14 protein-coding genes, 1 tRNA gene and 2 pseudogenes are annotated in these 14,418 nt (G+C 70.5%); 2 read left to right on the top strand and 15 right to left on the bottom strand.

Translation table 11 applies throughout. From position 1 onward, the window contains the following. Window positions 1–571, bottom strand: a pseudogene (locus ACFO60_RS00005) (hypothetical protein); the annotation flags it as partial. Between the two features lie 289 nt (window positions 572–860). Here ACFO60_RS00005 and ACFO60_RS00010 point away from each other — a divergent pair. Continuing rightward, window positions 861–2,015, top strand: a complete 1,155-nt coding sequence (locus ACFO60_RS00010; RefSeq protein ID WP_380835452.1) for a cellulose binding domain-containing protein — start codon at window positions 861–863, stop codon at window positions 2,013–2,015. A 145-nt stretch (window positions 2,016–2,160) separates the two neighbouring features. Next, window positions 2,161–2,237: transfer RNA gene (locus tag ACFO60_RS00015), tRNA-Ile, on the top strand. A gap of 131 nt (window positions 2,238–2,368) precedes the next feature. Here the strand turns inward: ACFO60_RS00015 and ACFO60_RS00020 are convergent. The 14 genes and pseudogenes from ACFO60_RS00020 to ACFO60_RS00085 form a co-directional block, all read right to left on the bottom strand. Then, window positions 2,369–3,784 (bottom strand): tyrosine-type recombinase/integrase, encoded by a 1,416-nt coding sequence (locus tag ACFO60_RS00020; RefSeq protein ID WP_380835454.1) that lies wholly within the window; start codon window positions 3,782–3,784, stop codon window positions 2,369–2,371. Further along, a complete protein-coding gene (locus tag ACFO60_RS00025; RefSeq protein WP_380835456.1) occupies window positions 3,784–3,981 on the bottom strand; it encodes a helix-turn-helix transcriptional regulator in 198 nt (65 codons plus the stop codon). The genes ACFO60_RS00020 and ACFO60_RS00025 overlap by 1 nt, the downstream gene beginning before the upstream one ends. Window positions 3,982–4,162: 181 nt before the next feature. Continuing rightward, window positions 4,163–5,398 (bottom strand): DUF3631 domain-containing protein, encoded by a 1,236-nt coding sequence (locus tag ACFO60_RS00030; RefSeq protein WP_380835457.1) that lies wholly within the window; start codon window positions 5,396–5,398, stop codon window positions 4,163–4,165. 39 nt (window positions 5,399–5,437) lie between these two features. Beyond that, window positions 5,438–6,340, bottom strand: a complete 903-nt coding sequence (locus tag ACFO60_RS00035) for a bifunctional DNA primase/polymerase (protein ID WP_380835459.1) — start codon at window positions 6,338–6,340, stop codon at window positions 5,438–5,440. Window positions 6,341–6,444: 104 nt separating this feature from the next. Beyond that, window positions 6,445–6,696 (bottom strand): class I SAM-dependent methyltransferase, encoded by a 252-nt coding sequence (locus tag ACFO60_RS00040; RefSeq protein ID WP_380836464.1) that lies wholly within the window; start codon window positions 6,694–6,696, stop codon window positions 6,445–6,447. A gap of 177 nt (window positions 6,697–6,873) precedes the next feature. Then, window positions 6,874–7,428 (bottom strand): annotated as a pseudogene (locus tag ACFO60_RS00045) (DNA cytosine methyltransferase); the annotation flags it as partial. Next, on the bottom strand, window positions 7,425–9,308 hold the full coding sequence (locus ACFO60_RS00050; protein WP_380835461.1) for a DNA polymerase: 1,884 nt from the start codon (window positions 9,306–9,308) through the stop codon (window positions 7,425–7,427). The pseudogene ACFO60_RS00045 and the gene ACFO60_RS00050, both read right to left, overlap by 4 nt. Beyond that, the gene (locus ACFO60_RS00055) at window positions 9,305–9,586 is read right to left on the bottom strand and encodes a hypothetical protein (protein WP_380835462.1); all 282 of its coding nucleotides are present in this window, start codon (window positions 9,584–9,586) and stop codon (window positions 9,305–9,307) included. Before ACFO60_RS00055 ends, ACFO60_RS00050 begins: the two co-directional genes overlap by 4 nt. An 80-nt stretch (window positions 9,587–9,666) precedes the next feature. Further along, a complete protein-coding gene (locus ACFO60_RS00060) occupies window positions 9,667–10,161 on the bottom strand; it encodes a single-stranded DNA-binding protein (protein WP_380835463.1) in 495 nt (164 codons plus the stop codon). A gap of 55 nt (window positions 10,162–10,216) precedes the next feature. Beyond that, window positions 10,217–10,486, bottom strand: a complete 270-nt coding sequence (locus ACFO60_RS00065; protein WP_380835465.1) for a hypothetical protein — start codon at window positions 10,484–10,486, stop codon at window positions 10,217–10,219. Further along, the gene (locus tag ACFO60_RS00070) at window positions 10,483–11,133 is read right to left on the bottom strand and encodes a hypothetical protein (RefSeq protein ID WP_380835467.1); all 651 of its coding nucleotides are present in this window, start codon (window positions 11,131–11,133) and stop codon (window positions 10,483–10,485) included. Before ACFO60_RS00070 ends, ACFO60_RS00065 begins: the two co-directional genes overlap by 4 nt. A gap of 287 nt (window positions 11,134–11,420) precedes the next feature. Next, window positions 11,421–13,490, bottom strand: coding sequence for a hypothetical protein (locus ACFO60_RS00075; protein ID WP_380835468.1), 2,070 nt, complete (start codon window positions 13,488–13,490; stop codon window positions 11,421–11,423). Beyond that, window positions 13,490–13,918: a hypothetical protein gene (locus ACFO60_RS00080; protein WP_380835470.1), complete on the bottom strand. Its 429-nt coding sequence runs from the start codon at window positions 13,916–13,918 to the stop codon at window positions 13,490–13,492. Before ACFO60_RS00080 ends, ACFO60_RS00075 begins: the two co-directional genes overlap by 1 nt. Beyond that, window positions 13,915–14,322 carry a hypothetical protein gene (locus tag ACFO60_RS00085; protein ID WP_380835471.1) on the bottom strand — a complete coding sequence of 136 codons (408 nt, stop codon included), beginning with the start codon at window positions 14,320–14,322 and terminating at the stop codon, window positions 13,915–13,917. The genes ACFO60_RS00080 and ACFO60_RS00085 overlap by 4 nt, the downstream gene beginning before the upstream one ends. Window positions 14,323–14,418 lie beyond the last annotated feature (96 nt).

A 14,418-nucleotide genomic window follows, 5' to 3' on the forward strand; every position in this document is an offset into this window, starting at 1 on the left:
CGGCGCGGGCGGCGCCGGCGGGGGCGGCGGCCGGCTCGGCGGCCTGCCACAGTTCGTCCAGCCTGCCCTTGTCCACGGCGACGGCGCGCGCGCCGACGCTCTCCAGTGGCGTGCCCGCCCCGGCGCCCGGCAGCGCGGTGCGCGCGGACCGCGCCGCGTCCCCGTAGGCCAGCACGAGCGGCAGGGCCGGGGCCGCCGCGTCGTCGTACCCCTGGCGGATGAGGCCGGTCACGTCGAACAACCGCTCGTCCACCAGATCCGCGGCCACGTACGGGACCATGTCGGCGGGAGTGATCCGCAGGGCGCCGTCCACCTCCTGCGAGAGGAACCGCACCTCTTCCCTTCCTCGCGCGGGCCGCACGGAGACGCCGTACCTGCCCGCCGCCGCGTTCCGGACGGTCACCACGTCCCCGGTGATCAGCGTGACCTGGTGGACGGCCCCGGCGGAGGCACCGGTGGCGCGGGCGGGTGAGGGACGAGGGCCCGGCTCACCCGCGGCCGGGGAAGTGGGGGACGCCAGGATGGCGAGCGCCGCCGCGGCGGCTGTCAGACGTGCTGCGATGCGGCGCATGAGCCGGTCGACCTCCCGTGATCAGGGTTTGCCGATCACGACAGTGCTGGACGTTTTGTCCCGCCGTCACGGGGGTTGTGGATCCAATTCGCCTCATGTCGCCAAATCGAGACCACCCGATCTCCGCCGGTGGCGCGAGGAGGAAGACCTTGTCGCACCCGGCGCCCCCTCTGCAACTTTCACGAGCAATGACGCATTTGCCCAGCTCGAACCGGTTAAGTAGCCCCGCTCCTTCCTCGGGCACACCGCCGCTCCATACCATCGCCAGGCGGACTACCGGAGGTGAAGGATGGCGACCAGACGCGCACTCCTGGCGATCATGACGGCTCTGCTCGGAGTCCTGGCGTACGCGGCCGTCGCGCCCGTTCTGCCGGCCCGCGCCGCCACCGTACGGATCATGCCGTTGGGCGACTCCATCACCGGCTCCCCCGGCTGCTGGCGGTCCCTGCTGTACAACAGGCTGGTCCAGGGCGGCTACAGCGTGGACATGGTGGGCACCCTGCCGCCACAGGGCTGCGGCGTGCCCTACGACGGCGACAACGAAGGCCACGGCGGCGCGCTGGTCACCACCGTCGCCGACCAGAACCAGCTCCCCGGCTGGCTCTCCGCCACCCGTCCCGACATCGTGATGATGCACTTCGGCACCAACGACGTGTGGAGCAACCGGGCGACCAGCACGATCCTGGCCGCCTACGGCAAGCTGGTCGACCAGATGCGGGCGAGCAACCCGAACATGAAGATCCTCGTCGCCCAGATCATCCCGATGAACCCCGGCTCCTGCGCCGAATGCGCCCAGCGCGTCGTCGCCCTCAACTCCGCCATCCCCGGCTGGGCCCAGTCCAAGAGCACCGGCCAGTCGCCGATCGTGGTCGTCGACCAGTGGACCGGGTTCAGCACCTCCGCCGACACCGGCGACGGGGTGCACCCCAACGCGAGCGGCGACCAGAAGATATCGGGCAAGTGGTACCCGGCTCTCGCCGCCCTCCTCAACGGCACCACCCCCACGCCCACCCCGCCCGTCACCCCCACTCCGACGCCGACGGTCACCCCGACCCCGACCCCGACGGTGACCCCCACGCCCACCCCTCCGGTCACCCCCACCCCGACCCCGCCCACCACCCCGTCCCCGACACCGTCGGGCGGCTGCACGGCCACCTACCGGATCGCCAACTCCTGGCCGGGCGGCTTCGGGGCCGAGGTCACGGTCAGGAACGACGGCGCGGCCGCCATGAGCGGCTGGACGGTGAAGTGGACCTTCGCCAACGGCCAGACGATCAGCCAGATCTGGAACGGCGCCCTGTCCCAGAGCGGCAGCGCCGTGACGGTCAAGAACATGAGCTACAACGGCAACCTGGGCGCCGGAGCCTCGACGACCTTCGGCTTCAACGGAACCTGGACCGGCGGCAACACCGTCCCCTCCCCCCTCACCTGCACCTCTCCTTGACCCCCGGCACATGAGCGGGCGGCTCACCAGCGACCGCGCCGCCCGCTCACACCCCACGCTCCGCCGAACTTGTCCAGGAGGCGGCCAAAGTGAACAACTCCCCGTGCTCACATGGACGCCAACTTATGAGAGACTCCAGGCTTGCGGGGCGGTAGCTCAGCCGGTCAGAGCAGCGGACTCATAATCCGTAGGTCGTGGGTTCAAGTCCCACCCGCCCTACCACCCCCGATCACCGAAAAGAGCCCCTGGCCAGCAACTATGCCGCCAGGGGCTCTCTCGTCTTGTCCGGCTGTCCACGGCTGACGGTGGTCATCTACGGCCAGTCTTACCCAATGCTTACCCGGGGGCCGTCCTCAGCCATGACCGCTGAGCGCATCGGAGATACGGCGCTTGGCGGCCTCATCCTGACCGACGATGCACTTGGCATAGATCTTCAGCAGGACATCGACACTGTGCCCTGCCCACTCGGCAACCTGCGTTGCCGGTACGCCCGCGTTGAGCCATGTCGAGACGCAGGCGTGACGCAGGTCGTACGGCCGTTTGGCCAGGGGCGTCTGTACCTCCTTGGCGGTCAGGGCGTTCTCACGCGCCTTGTTCCACACGCGCCGGTAGGTGATGCCGGCCAGCTCGCCGCCGCGCACCCCTACGAAGACGCGCCCTCCGCGGCCGGCACCGAACTCGGCGAGGTGAGCGCGGAGCAACCTCGTCAACGGCGGCGGACAAGGAACCACACGTGTTTGCCCCTCGGCGCGATGCTTCAGCGCACGTTCCTCATAGAGGCTGCCGTCGTCGGTCCATTCCCGCCCGGCGAATGACGTTGCTGCGGTGAGGTGCAGCTCCCCCCAACCATCGGTTGGTTCCTCCATGTTCCCGGTATCCGGGTCCTCGACCAGTTCAGGAAGAACGACGTTGTCCTCGCGCAGGTTGATTACTTCCTCGGGGCGTAAGGCGGCGTAGTACATCGCACCGAAGAATGCTACGAGTCGTCTTCCGCTCGGCTTTTGCGCTTTGACTTCGGCGAGCAAACGGCCCGCTTGCGCAGGGTTGACCACGCTTCGCCGATCTACCTCGTAGGCGACCTTGGGCGCTGTCCACTTCAGCGATCTGATCGGGTTGCCGGTCAACAGCTCCAACTCGCCGGCGTAATCCATCGCATTTTGCAGGATGGTCTTGTGCCTTCGTACGGTGCTGGTCGCTGCGAGGCTGCCGTTCAGTCGCGAGGTGGCGGCGTCGAGCACCGCACGGGCGGTTGCAACTTCGGCGAGCGTGGAGACCGGCATGGTGTTCCTCGCCAGCCAGGCGAGCGCTTCCGCCATCTCCCCCGATGCCTCAGCGCGCTGCTTGGTGTTGAACGCCCACCGACGCATAGCTGTGCGGAGGGTCACGTCGTCAGGCTTGCCCTTAGTGGTTGCAAGCAGGGCGGGTGTGGCGGCCGTGAGCGCGCGAGCGATGTCCTGCCGATATTTTGCCGAAGCGGTCTTCCACTTGTAGTCGGCGAATTTACAGGCAAACTCATACCAACTCATCTCGGGCCGCTCGGGGCGATGCCACTTCACCGGCTCACCGGTGAGCAGACTGAATGCCTCTCCCTCGCGCGTGGCGGTGATCAGGGCGCTTCGGTATGCGTCCGCCTGCGAGCTGTTCCGAAAGGTCTTCTTCCACGGCTTTCCCGCCGTTGCCCACTGAACTCGGTACGACGTGACCTTGCCGCTTGTATTCTTGCGCACCTCGGTTTTGTAGACACGAACGTCATATGTGGCGTTCTGCATCAAGCGGCGTCCTCTCGGGCACTGAGCCAGCTTTCCAGATCACTGCGACGGACGCGAAGAGAGCCATTGGGCAGCGTGATGCAGCGCGGGGAGCGCCCCTTTTGCCGCCAGTCATAGAAGGTGGATCGGGAGATCTGAAGCTCGTCGCAGACCTCGGGAACGGTGAGCATCGCGCGAAGGCGGGTGACGGTGGCCATCGGGCGTGTTCCTTTCAGGACTTGTGATCAGTGGGATGGCGTGAATCGAGCGGCCTTGGCGGTGTGCCATGGTGGGCGCCGCCGGGCAGAGACACTGCATGTTTGAGGGGGGTAGCCGTACCAGCCGTACCAGCCTCGTTTTTGCTGGTCAGGGCTGGTACGGCTTGGTCGGTGGTACGGCTCAAGCCGTACCAAGATCGGTGGGTGGTACGGCTTGAGCCGTACCAGGTTCCAAGCCGTACCGTGTCTGAGCTGCGGTGTTGAGGCTGGTACGGCTGGTACGGCTCCCCCTGCCGAATGGGAGCACGTCACCGGGTTCCGTGATCGCGGGGGTAGTTTCGGTGCTGTCGATGGCGGGGCAGTAGCGCGCCCATGCGTCGGCGAAGTCGGCGCGCTGGTAGCCCTTGGCCTGCCCTACGGGGGGCGGAAAGCGGATCGTGTCGGAGCGGATGTCGTATTCGCGTAGCAGGGTGCCCAGCTTCATGGCGGTGAGCCCGTTGGGTCCGTAGTCGGCCCAGGGGGCTTCGGGGTCGGCCTTGAGTCGTTCCAGCAGGGTGGCGGTGGGTAGGGCGGTGTCGGTGCGGAATGCGGTGCGGCAGTCGGTGAGCAGGCGGACGCGGGGTGAGGGTTGGCCGTTGTCGTCGGCTTCGGCGGTCAGGGCGGTGACGGCGTCGCGGGCGCGGCCGGGCCAGGTGCCGCCGGCGTGGTCGGCGACGGCGACGAGGGGTTCCCAGGTGTCGGCGGCGCGGTCTTCTACGGGCATGGCGGGTTCGGCGTGTTCCAGGGTGGCCAGGTCGGCGCGTAGCCACGCCGACAGGTCGGCGGCGAGCTGGCGCAGGGCGGGGCGGTCGCGGCGGTGGCGGTAGGGGGCGACGGTTTCGCCGGGACCGCGGCGGCGCATGCGGATGACCACGGCGCGGTCTTCGATGGTGTCGGGCATGGCGCCGATGCCGGCGAGGGCGGCCATGGCGAAGGTGGGGATGGATTCCACGCGGCAGGTGTTGGCGTCGTAGCGTTTGGCGGGGCGGTTGCGCTGGTGGCCGGCGTTGAGCAGCCCGCGGAGGTCTTCGTTGCCGTCGGCTTTGGGGCCGAAGATGGTGTCGGCTTCGTCCACGAGCATGGTCGGTGGGTCGTCGCTGATGGACCGGTAGACCGCGGCGCTGCTGGAGTTGACGGTGATGAACGGGTCGTGGCAGGTGGCTTCGACCACGTCCAGCAGCCGGGATTTTCCGCAGCGCTTTTCGGGGGCGCGGATGACCAGGCGGGGGGCGTGGGCCCATGCGGGTTGGGCGTGGCTGGCGGCGATCCACAGGGTGACCGCGTCGGCGGCTTCGGGGGTCGGCAGGATGACGTATCGGGTGAGTGCGTCTCGTAGGGCGTCCAGCAAGGCGGCGCCGCGGGTGGCGGGTTGGGCCATGGATGGGTCTCCCTGGTGATCGGTGGCGGGAGCGCGGGGTTAGGTGCGCATGCCGGCGTCGATGGCGTAGCTGATGACGGCGGCGAGGGTGTGTGGGGGGCGGGGGTCGCGGCTGTGGGTGTTGGCGGTCTCGGCGGCGCCTTGTAGGGCGTGTTCGACCACCTCGCGGGGGAGGATGCCGCGGGCGATGAGCTTGCCGAGTTTCCAGCCGGCGAGGTTGAGCGCGTGGTTGCGTCCGCCGTCGGGGGCGGTGGTGACGCGTTCGATTTCGCCGGTGAGGGCGGCGTGGCCGTAGCGGGTCAGCCGGGCGTGGTCCAGGTCGGCCGGCGGGGCGGTGCTCGTCGGCGCCGTCGGGGGTGGGGCGAGGAGTGCGGCGAGCCAGGCGGGCAGCGGGGCGGGCGGGATCGGGTTGACGGTGCGGTAGGTGCCGGTGCCGTCGGGTTGGGCGACGTAGCTGCCGGGGGCGACGACGTAGCCGCCGTGGGCGCGGGTGTCGATCAGCCAGCCCAGCCCGTTGCCCTTGTTCCCGCTGGTGTTGCCCAGGGCGGCGCCGTGCGGTGCGGTGAAGTAGAGGTGGGTGCCGCCGCGGCGGGTGGTGACGGTGAAGGTGTCGGCGGGGTAGGGCTGGCCGTGGCGCTCGCACAGATCCAGGAAGACCTCCTGACCGGTGGCGAGGCCACGTTGGGCGTGCTCGGCGGGCGGGTGCTCGCCGGGTTTGGAGGTGTCGAGGTCCACTACGACCAGGTGGGAGGGGCCGCAGGCGATGCCGATGTTGTAGGGGGCGCGTGCCCACATTCGGGTGATCTTGTCGGGGTCGGTGGTGGCGTGCTGTTGCCAGGCGGTGAAGCCGCGCAGCGGGTATTTGCCGCGGGGGGTGAGGGGGAAGACGTGCCATCCGCGGCCGGCGCAGTCCAGCGCGGCGGCGGTCAGCTCCCGGGTCATGCGTCGTTCCTTTCGGCGGCGACGGGGGTGGGAGGGGTCAGCGGGTGGGCTGCCCCCAACTGGTGGCTTGCCGGGTGGCTGGCAGTGCCACCAGTTGGGGGAGGTCAGGCGGCCAGGCGGTTGCCGTCGCGGGGAAGGGGCGGGGTCAGGGTGGTGGGGAGCAGGCTGGTCAGGGCGGCTGCTGCTTGGGCGGGGACGACGCCGTTGCCCAGTAGCCGTAGTTGCCCGTTGCGGGGGATGTCGGGGATGCCGGTGACCCATCCGTCAGGCAGGCCCATCAGCCACTCGACGAATCGGGGGCTGAGGCGTTCGCCGGTTTGTCCGGGTTGGGTGGGATGGGGGGCGGGGCGGTGCATGATGTGCTCCCAGCGGCGGATGGCGGGGCCGTAGGCTCCCCAGTCGACAGTCGGACGGCCAGTGATGGCAGCGTCAGGTCTCCGGAGGAGCCTCGCTGGTTCGGGCCGCCCTTGGTGCCGTCCGTCGCCCGGGGTGTCGGCAAGAGCGGCAGGATCACTTGTGACAGCGGGGGGCGGAAACCCTGGCTCGCTCGCCGGCCGGGGGTCCCTGTGTCGGATGCTCGCGGGGTGGGCAGCAAGGATGAAGACTCGTTCGCGGCGGTGTGGGGCGCCGGCGTCGCAAGCGCGGACAACCCGCCAGGATCCCAGGTAGCCGAGCGCGGCCAGTCCCTGAACGACACGGGCCATAGCGTCCCCGCCGTTAGCAGACAGCAGCCCACGGACGTTTTCGAACACGAGCAGCCGGGGTCGTGGGACCATTCGGCTAACAGCGGCGCAGATGTGCTCGAAGAGCCATCGTTCATCGGTGATGCCCTTTCGTCGGCCGGCGGCGCTGACGGGCTGGCAGGGGAACCCGGCGGTCAGCACGTCGGGGGCGGGGACGGCGGTCCAGTCCACGGCGGTCAGGTCGCCGAGGTTGGGCGCGGTGGGGAAGTGGCGGGCGAGCACGGTGGCGGCGTGGGGGTCGTTGTCGGCGGTCCACAGCAGTCGTGTGCCGAGTACGGCGGTGACGGCCAGATCTAGGCCGCCGTAGCCGGAGCACATTGAGCCGCAGGTGAGCGTGGTTGTCATGCGGCGATCGGCCTTTCCGGGTGGCCGGTGGTGGCGGTGCGCTCGGGGTGCAGTCGGCCCCAGTGGGTGCCGAGGATCTCGGCGTGGGCGAGGATCGGCACACCGCGGAAGGTGGTCGTCATCGCTTCCTGGAGGGCATCGCGCAGACGCTCGGCGTCGGCTCGGGGGGCTTGGATGATGACTTCGTCGTGGACGAACAGCCACAGCTGCACCTGGGGGTGGAGGGTGGCGAAGATGTAGACGGCGGCCAGCAGCAGGTCACGGGCGGTGGACTGGATCATGTAGTTGCCGTTGGCGTAGCCGCGGGCGGGGTCGGCGGGGATGCGCCGCCCACTGGGAGTGATCACGAGGGTCTGGCGGGCGAGTGCTCGGGTGTAGGCGATGACGCGGGGATAGGTGGACTGCCACCGGGTGATGACCTGCCGCGCGGTCTGAGGGGTGACGCGGGTCTGTTCGGCCAGGGCGCCCGCGCCGCCGCCGTACAGGGTGCCGAACGTGGCCCGCTTGGAGACGGTCCGCTGCTGTTCGATGAAACCGGGGCCGTACATCAGGGAGGCGGTGGCGTCGTGGATGTCCACCCCGGAGGCGATGACCCGGATCAGGGTGGGATCTTGCGACAGGGCGGCGGCGACGCGTATTTCGACCTGGGAGAAGTCGCAGGAGATCAGCACGTGGCCGGGGTCGGCGCGAAAGCAGTGCCGTAGCCGCGGGTCGTGTTTCTTGAGGGTTTGCAGGGCGGGGCCGGTGATGGACATGCGGGCGGTCTTGGCGCGCAGCGTGTTGATCTGGGGGTGGACCCGCCCGTCGGGGTCGGCGGAGTTCAGGAAGGACCGCAGGTTGGCGATCAGGTTGGAGGTGCGGGCCATGGTCAGCCGCGCGGCGACCAGCTCGCGCACGTCGGCGGGCAGGGCGGTGGCGTGGCGGGTGGTCAGGCTCGTGAGGGTGTCGGCGGTGATCTGAAGCCGCCCGGTGGGGGTGCGCGGCAGGTCGGTGACGCCGGCGGCGGTGAGCTGGTGGTCGAGCCAGGCGGCGAAGCGGGGTGAGCCGCCGGGGACGCCGAGGGCGGCGGCGATGTGGGTTTCGGCGTCGGTGTGCTCGCGGTTGACGGCTGTGAGTAGTTCGGTGGTGTAGGGGCGGTCCAGTAGCAGGCCGCGGATGGTGATGGCGGTGGAGCGGGCGGCGAGCCACTGTTCCATGTGGACCAGGTGGGTGAAGGCGCGGCACTGGCGCAGCAGCGCGGGCAGCAGCCGGCGGACGTAGACGGCGTCCAGCCCGGCGTACACCAGGTAGGTCTCATCGTCGGCAGGCAGGTGGTTCCAGCCCCAGGTGAGCCAGGCGTTACCCGCCCGGTGGCCGGGCGGGGCGGCGGCGCGCATCCGGGCGTGCAGCGCGGCTTCGGCCTCTGTCAGGCCGGTGTCGAGGTGGCGGGCGGTCAGTTCCTTCAGTCCGTGGCCGGAGCGTTCGTCGGGGTCGAGGAGTTTGGAGATCAGGTGGGTGTCGATGACCCGCTGTCCCAGGGCGATGCCGAACACCGCCCACACCGCGAGCGGGTCGTAGTTGGTGTGGGTGACGAAGCGGCGGGCGGGGTCGGCGAGGGTGGCGCGGATCGCGGCGTTCTGCGCGGGGTCGGCAGGGTCCAGCACCCAAGCGTGGGAGGTGGTGGCGAACTGCACCAGTCGCACGGTGAAGCCGGGGTCGAAGTGGCGGGGTCCCTTGTCGTTGATGGCGCTGGTCTCCACATCCAGCCCCAGCACCTCCTCACCGGCGGCGAAAGCGGTGAAGGCGCGTGGGTCGAATCCGGCGGGGGTGTGGATGGTCAGGGTGCGCCCGCCGGGGCGGCGCACGTAACAGCCGGGCGGGCCGGCGGGGGGCGCGGTCACCGGGCCTCCAGCGGGTGACAGCGCGGGCAGGTCCACAGCACCGGCGCCGATGCCGGAAGGATCTGCGGCAACGTGCAGTCGGGGCAGGGCGGCGCCGCCGGGGCGGGCAGCGCCGCGGCGAGCCAGCCGTAGCCGTCGCCGACCAGCGCGGCGTCACTGACCGCGGGGTCGGCGCCGAGGTAGGGAACTCCTGACACCGGGCCGTCGGCGCTTGGGTCGAGGGCGAACAACGCAGCCTGCTCACCGGCCGCGATGGCGGCAGTGGTGGCGTCGGCCATGGGCGGTCTCCTTTCCGAGAAGCCCCGGGACGGCGGGGTGTGCCGCCCCGGGGCGAGCGCATAGGCCAGGGCAGGGCGGGTTAGAACGGCGGCTCGTCGCCAGCCCAGCCGCCGGAACCACGAGCGGTGCCGGCCCCCGCGGGGGCGGGGGTGGACGCGCGCCAGGGGTCGGACTCGCCAGCGCCGGCGCCGTTGCCGTTGGCGGTGCTGCGGGTGGTCTTCTTCACCTCGGTGGTGGCGAAGCGCAGGGAGGGGCCGATCTCGTCCACGGTCATCTCATAGACGGTGCGGCGCTCGCCCTCGGTGGTGTCGTAGGTGCGCATGCGCAGCCGGCCGGAGGCGATGACGCGGGTGCCGCGGGTCAGCGAGGCGGCGACGTGCTCACCGAGGTCGCGCCAGGCTGAGCAGCGCAGGAACAGCGCCTCGCCGTCCTCCCACTGCTCGAGCTGCTTGTTGTAGGTGCGCGAGCTGGAGGCGATGGAGAAGCCGGCCACCGCGGTGCCGGTGGTGGTGTAGCGCAGTTCGGGGGCGGCGGTCAGGTTGCCGATGATGGTGATCGTGGTCTCGCCGGACATGGGCAGGTCTTCCTTCCATCAGCGGATTACTGGAGGCAGCGAACGGTGCGAGAGGTCAGCGGACGTTGAGCAGGCGGGCGCCGGCGCGGGGGCGGTGGCCGGTGCCCTCGCAGTCGGGGCAGTGACCGAAGGAGTTGGCGAACAGCCGGCTGCGGCGCTCTCCGGTCCCTCGGCAGCGCCGGCAGTGGGTGTAGGGGTGGCGCTTGAGGCTGACCCGGTAGGCCACCACCAGGACCAGCACGAGCACCGCGAGCACGGTCACGCAGACCGCCAGGGTGGCCAGGGCCGACAGGAGGGACGGGTGGCTGATGGACGGGTCGCTCATGACCGGTCCTGGCTGGTGTGGGGCTCGGCGTAGCGGCGGCCGATGCTGGTGAGGGTGATCCGGCGGTCGGTGGAGGTGGGGGTGGCGGGTTGGTAGCCGTTGGCCCCGACCACCGGGCACAGCGGCTCTCCGTCCAGGTGCGACCACGACGGCGCACGGCCCCAGGCAGGGGTCCAGGAGGTCGGGGTGGCGCGTTCGGCCGGCTCTTCGCACTCGGGGCACATCGGGGCGATGTCGATGAAGCCGCAGGCTTCCAGCTCGGTCAGGGTGTCATCCCCGACGCCGGCGTCGTGCTGAAGCTCGGTGAGGGTGAGCGGTGCCGGGGCGTGCGCGCGCAGGTGGCGCAGCGCGCGGTGGGCTATCTCGATGGCCTGGGCGGCGCTCTTGCCGGTGGGGGTGAGGTGGATGCGCAGCCGCGGGTCGCCGCGGTGGCTGCGCAGGGTGATCGCAAGAGGCGGGCCGTCGCCGCCGTGCAGGCGGCCGGTGATGTGGCCGAGGTCGGCTAAGCCGGTCAGGTCGGCGTCATCGGCGCCGGTGGTGTCGCGTACCCGCTTGGCCAGGAAGCCGGTGCGCATGGCGGTGGCGCTGTAGGTGGCCAGGTGGCGCAGGACGCGCCATTGGGGTGGGCTGAGCCGCAGTGGGGTCATGGTCGGTTGTCCCTTCCGAGGGTGGGGTGTGGGGTGTGGGCGGGCAGGCTCGCGCGCACGGCTGCGCGTGGGATGCGTCCGCGAAACTTTTGATCTTGCTGCCACGGGGTGCCACGAAGGGCGGAGAAGAAGGGGCCACGCCCTGCCACGCGGGGTGCCACCGGGGGGCCACGGTGGGTGCCACGCGGGGTGCCACGACGCGTGGCAGGGCCTCTGGCCTGTAACTCTCTCCCCCAGCCCCCTCCCGTGGCACCCGGGCGGGGTGCCACGGTGGTGGTCGTGGTCTGTCAGACCTGGGGGCGGTTGGCCATCAGGTAGCGCTGGGCCTCGTCGTCGTAGCCGGTCAGGATGCCGGCGGCGAGTAGGCGCTTGAGCTGCTTTTGCACCCAGGCGCGGGACATGTCGGTGCTCTCCCACAGCGGCTTGAGGTCGCCGGAGGAGAAGTCGCGGGCGCCGTCGTCCCACATGTCCTGCACGTGCGCTATCAGCGCCGCGCCGCGTTCCTCGGCGGTCATCTTGCGTTCGGGCTGGGCGAACCGCAGCGGGGGCTCCCCTTCCTCCAGTTCGGGGATCTCGTCATCGATCCCGGCCTGCACGCTGGGGTCGGGGTCGTCGCTGCCGAGGTATTCGGCGGCCACGTCGCCCACGTCGGCCTGGTCGTCGTCGGCGTGCTCATCGAGCGCGGCCGGCGGGTGGCCGGTGGGCAGCGAGGCGGGGGCGGCCAGCGCTGTCACATCGAGTCGTGACAGCGAGGCGGTGATGGGGTCGACCTGCTTGTGCACGGCGGGGAACGCCGCGGCGTGCGCCCGCATCTGCGCGTTAGCGCTCTCGTCATCGAAGTCGCCGGCGGCGTCGATGCCCCAGGCGTAGGTACGCATCGGCATCGTGATCCGGTCCTCACCGATGGAGGGGGCGTCCAGGTAGGCCATGCCGGGCTGCTTGTTGCTCCACAACTCCGGCCGGCATCCGGCGTCCTGCTGGGCTTCCGACAGGCCGAAGGTGGCGTCGGCTGCCGAGTCGACGCCGAAGCACATCTTGGCGAGCTGGCCGCGGGCGATGGTGGGCATCTGGGTCCAGTCGCTGCGCTGCAACGACAGCACCACCGTGCCGCCCGCGGAGCGGATGGCCTTGATCAGGCTGAGGAACTGCTCTTGTTCCTTGTCGGGCAGGGCGTCGTAGATGTCGGGGAACTCCTCCAGCCACAGCACCCAGTAGGTCAGCCCGCACCCGGGCGCCCACTTCTGCAGGTTCTTGGACGCCAGCAGGTCGGTGCGCGGCTTGACCTGGGTCTGGACGTCGCGCAGCAGGGCGCGGGCCCCCTCGGGGGTGGTCTCCAGCCGGTGCAGCGCGGCTTTCAGCGGGCCGAGGGTCTGCTCTCCCTTGGTGATGTCGATGGCGAACACCGCCGCATCCCGCCGGGTGACGATCTCGGCGAGCAGGTTCCACGCGCCGCCGATGGACTTGCCGGCGCCGGTCTTGCCCATGATCTGCACGTGGTGACCGACGATCACGTAGGCGATCTCGTCTTGGTCCTGCCACAGGCCGGGGCGTAGTGGTTCGGCGATCGAGGCGCCGACGCGGGAGGGGCCGTTCCAGGGGATGGGGTGTTTCATCACCCGCGGGTCGGAGATCGTGATCGTTGCTTTGGACGCGTCGTCCGGGTCGACGGTGGTGGTGATCGATCCGGGGGGCAGGCCGATGCCCGATTCGACGTAGGGGACGCGTTTTTGCAGGTCATCGGCGATCTGCTTGCCCTCGTGCAACTGCACCTGGCCGGTCACCTTGTAGGGGGTTGCGGTGATGGTGCGCGCCTGCACCCGGGCCATGCCTGCCTTCTCGGCGCCGCGGTTGAACAGGAACCCCAGCGGGTCGGCGGCGGCGCCGGCCACGTCGATCTGCTTGGCGCGGATCACGGTGCGGATGTTGAACGACAGCGCGAAGCTCACGCCGCCGATCAGGATCAGCCGGCCGGTGACCGTGGTGGCCGGGCCGTTGATGGTCGCCGCGCACACCCACAGCCCGCCCGCCAGGGTGGTCAGCGTGGTGTGCGCCCGCCCGGACAGGCTGCGGGCGTGGGACTGGCGCCAGGTCAGCGCGGTCAGCGCTAGCACGCACGTGATGATCAGCGCGGTCGTCCACGCCACCGTCTGCGGGTCGTCGCTGCGCAGGGTGAAGTGGAACCCCGCGCCCAGACCGAACAGCAGGACGCCGATCAGCCAGGGCGGGAAGTACAGCAGGGCCTTGGACACCTCGCGGGTGGCCACCTGCTCCCAGGAAGAGGAATCGTGGACCGCGGGCAGCGCCGCGGCGTCCGCGCCGGCCGGGGTCCGGGTCGTGGCAGGGGTGCGCGTGGCCATCAGGTGTCCTCATTCCAGTTGAACTGCGGGCGCCTTTCCGGCTTGGCCTTCGGCAGCACCTCAACGAATTCCTTGCGGAACTGGGCGTGGAACTTCACCAGCTCCACCCCCGCGCCGCGCTGCAACTCCGCCGCCCGCTGGAGCCGCTTGACCACGCGGCGGGCGCGCAGCCGCACGTCGGGGCCGCCGAACACGCTCAGCACCGGGTGGCCCTTGAAGCTGCGGATCAGTACCGCATACAGCTCATCGGCGCCCAGCGCGAACTCCTCGCCCAGGTCGCGGGCGAAGTCGCGGCCGACCTTGGCGTACTGAGTGATCGCCGACGGGCCGGCCCACGGGATGGCCGACAACTCCGGAATCCGGCCACGGCCAGACCTGCCGGCGTCCTGCGGGGTCTGCTGGCCGGCGTAGGGGTCAGGGGTACTCATGGACGGTTCTCCTTCCGAGGACAGGAAGCCTCACGGGCCGGGGCCGGGGCGGGGGTGTGCGGGTCGCGTACGGCCTGGCGCAGCAGCACGGCGAGGTAGGCCAGCCGACGGGTGCCCAGCGCCGCGGCGATCAGCGCATCGGCAGCGCCCAGCACGTGCCCGGCGATGCGCCGTACGGGGCGCAGCACCGGCCAGACCACCCACACCAGCGCCACCCCGTACAGCCACCAGCCGCAGCCGTACACGGGCACGGCCACGTGCAGCAGGGCCAGGACGGCCATCACCGCCGCCGCCCGCACGCTCAGCCGTACGGATAGCGGCACGGCGGGCCGGATGGGCAGCGCCGTACGGGGCGGGGCGGCGGCGTCGGTGATGACGTACACCGGCGATTCGGTACGGGGCATGGCCATCACACCTCTCGCTGTGTACGTACGGGCCTCTGCGCGTGGCAGTGTCCGCGCCGCGGTGACCGGCGCTGCCGCCGGGCCCAAGCGCAACGG

The organism is Sphaerisporangium dianthi (genome assembly GCF_042654065.1).
In the GTDB taxonomy this organism is placed as follows: domain Bacteria; phylum Actinomycetota; class Actinomycetes; order Streptosporangiales; family Streptosporangiaceae; genus Sphaerisporangium; species Sphaerisporangium dianthi.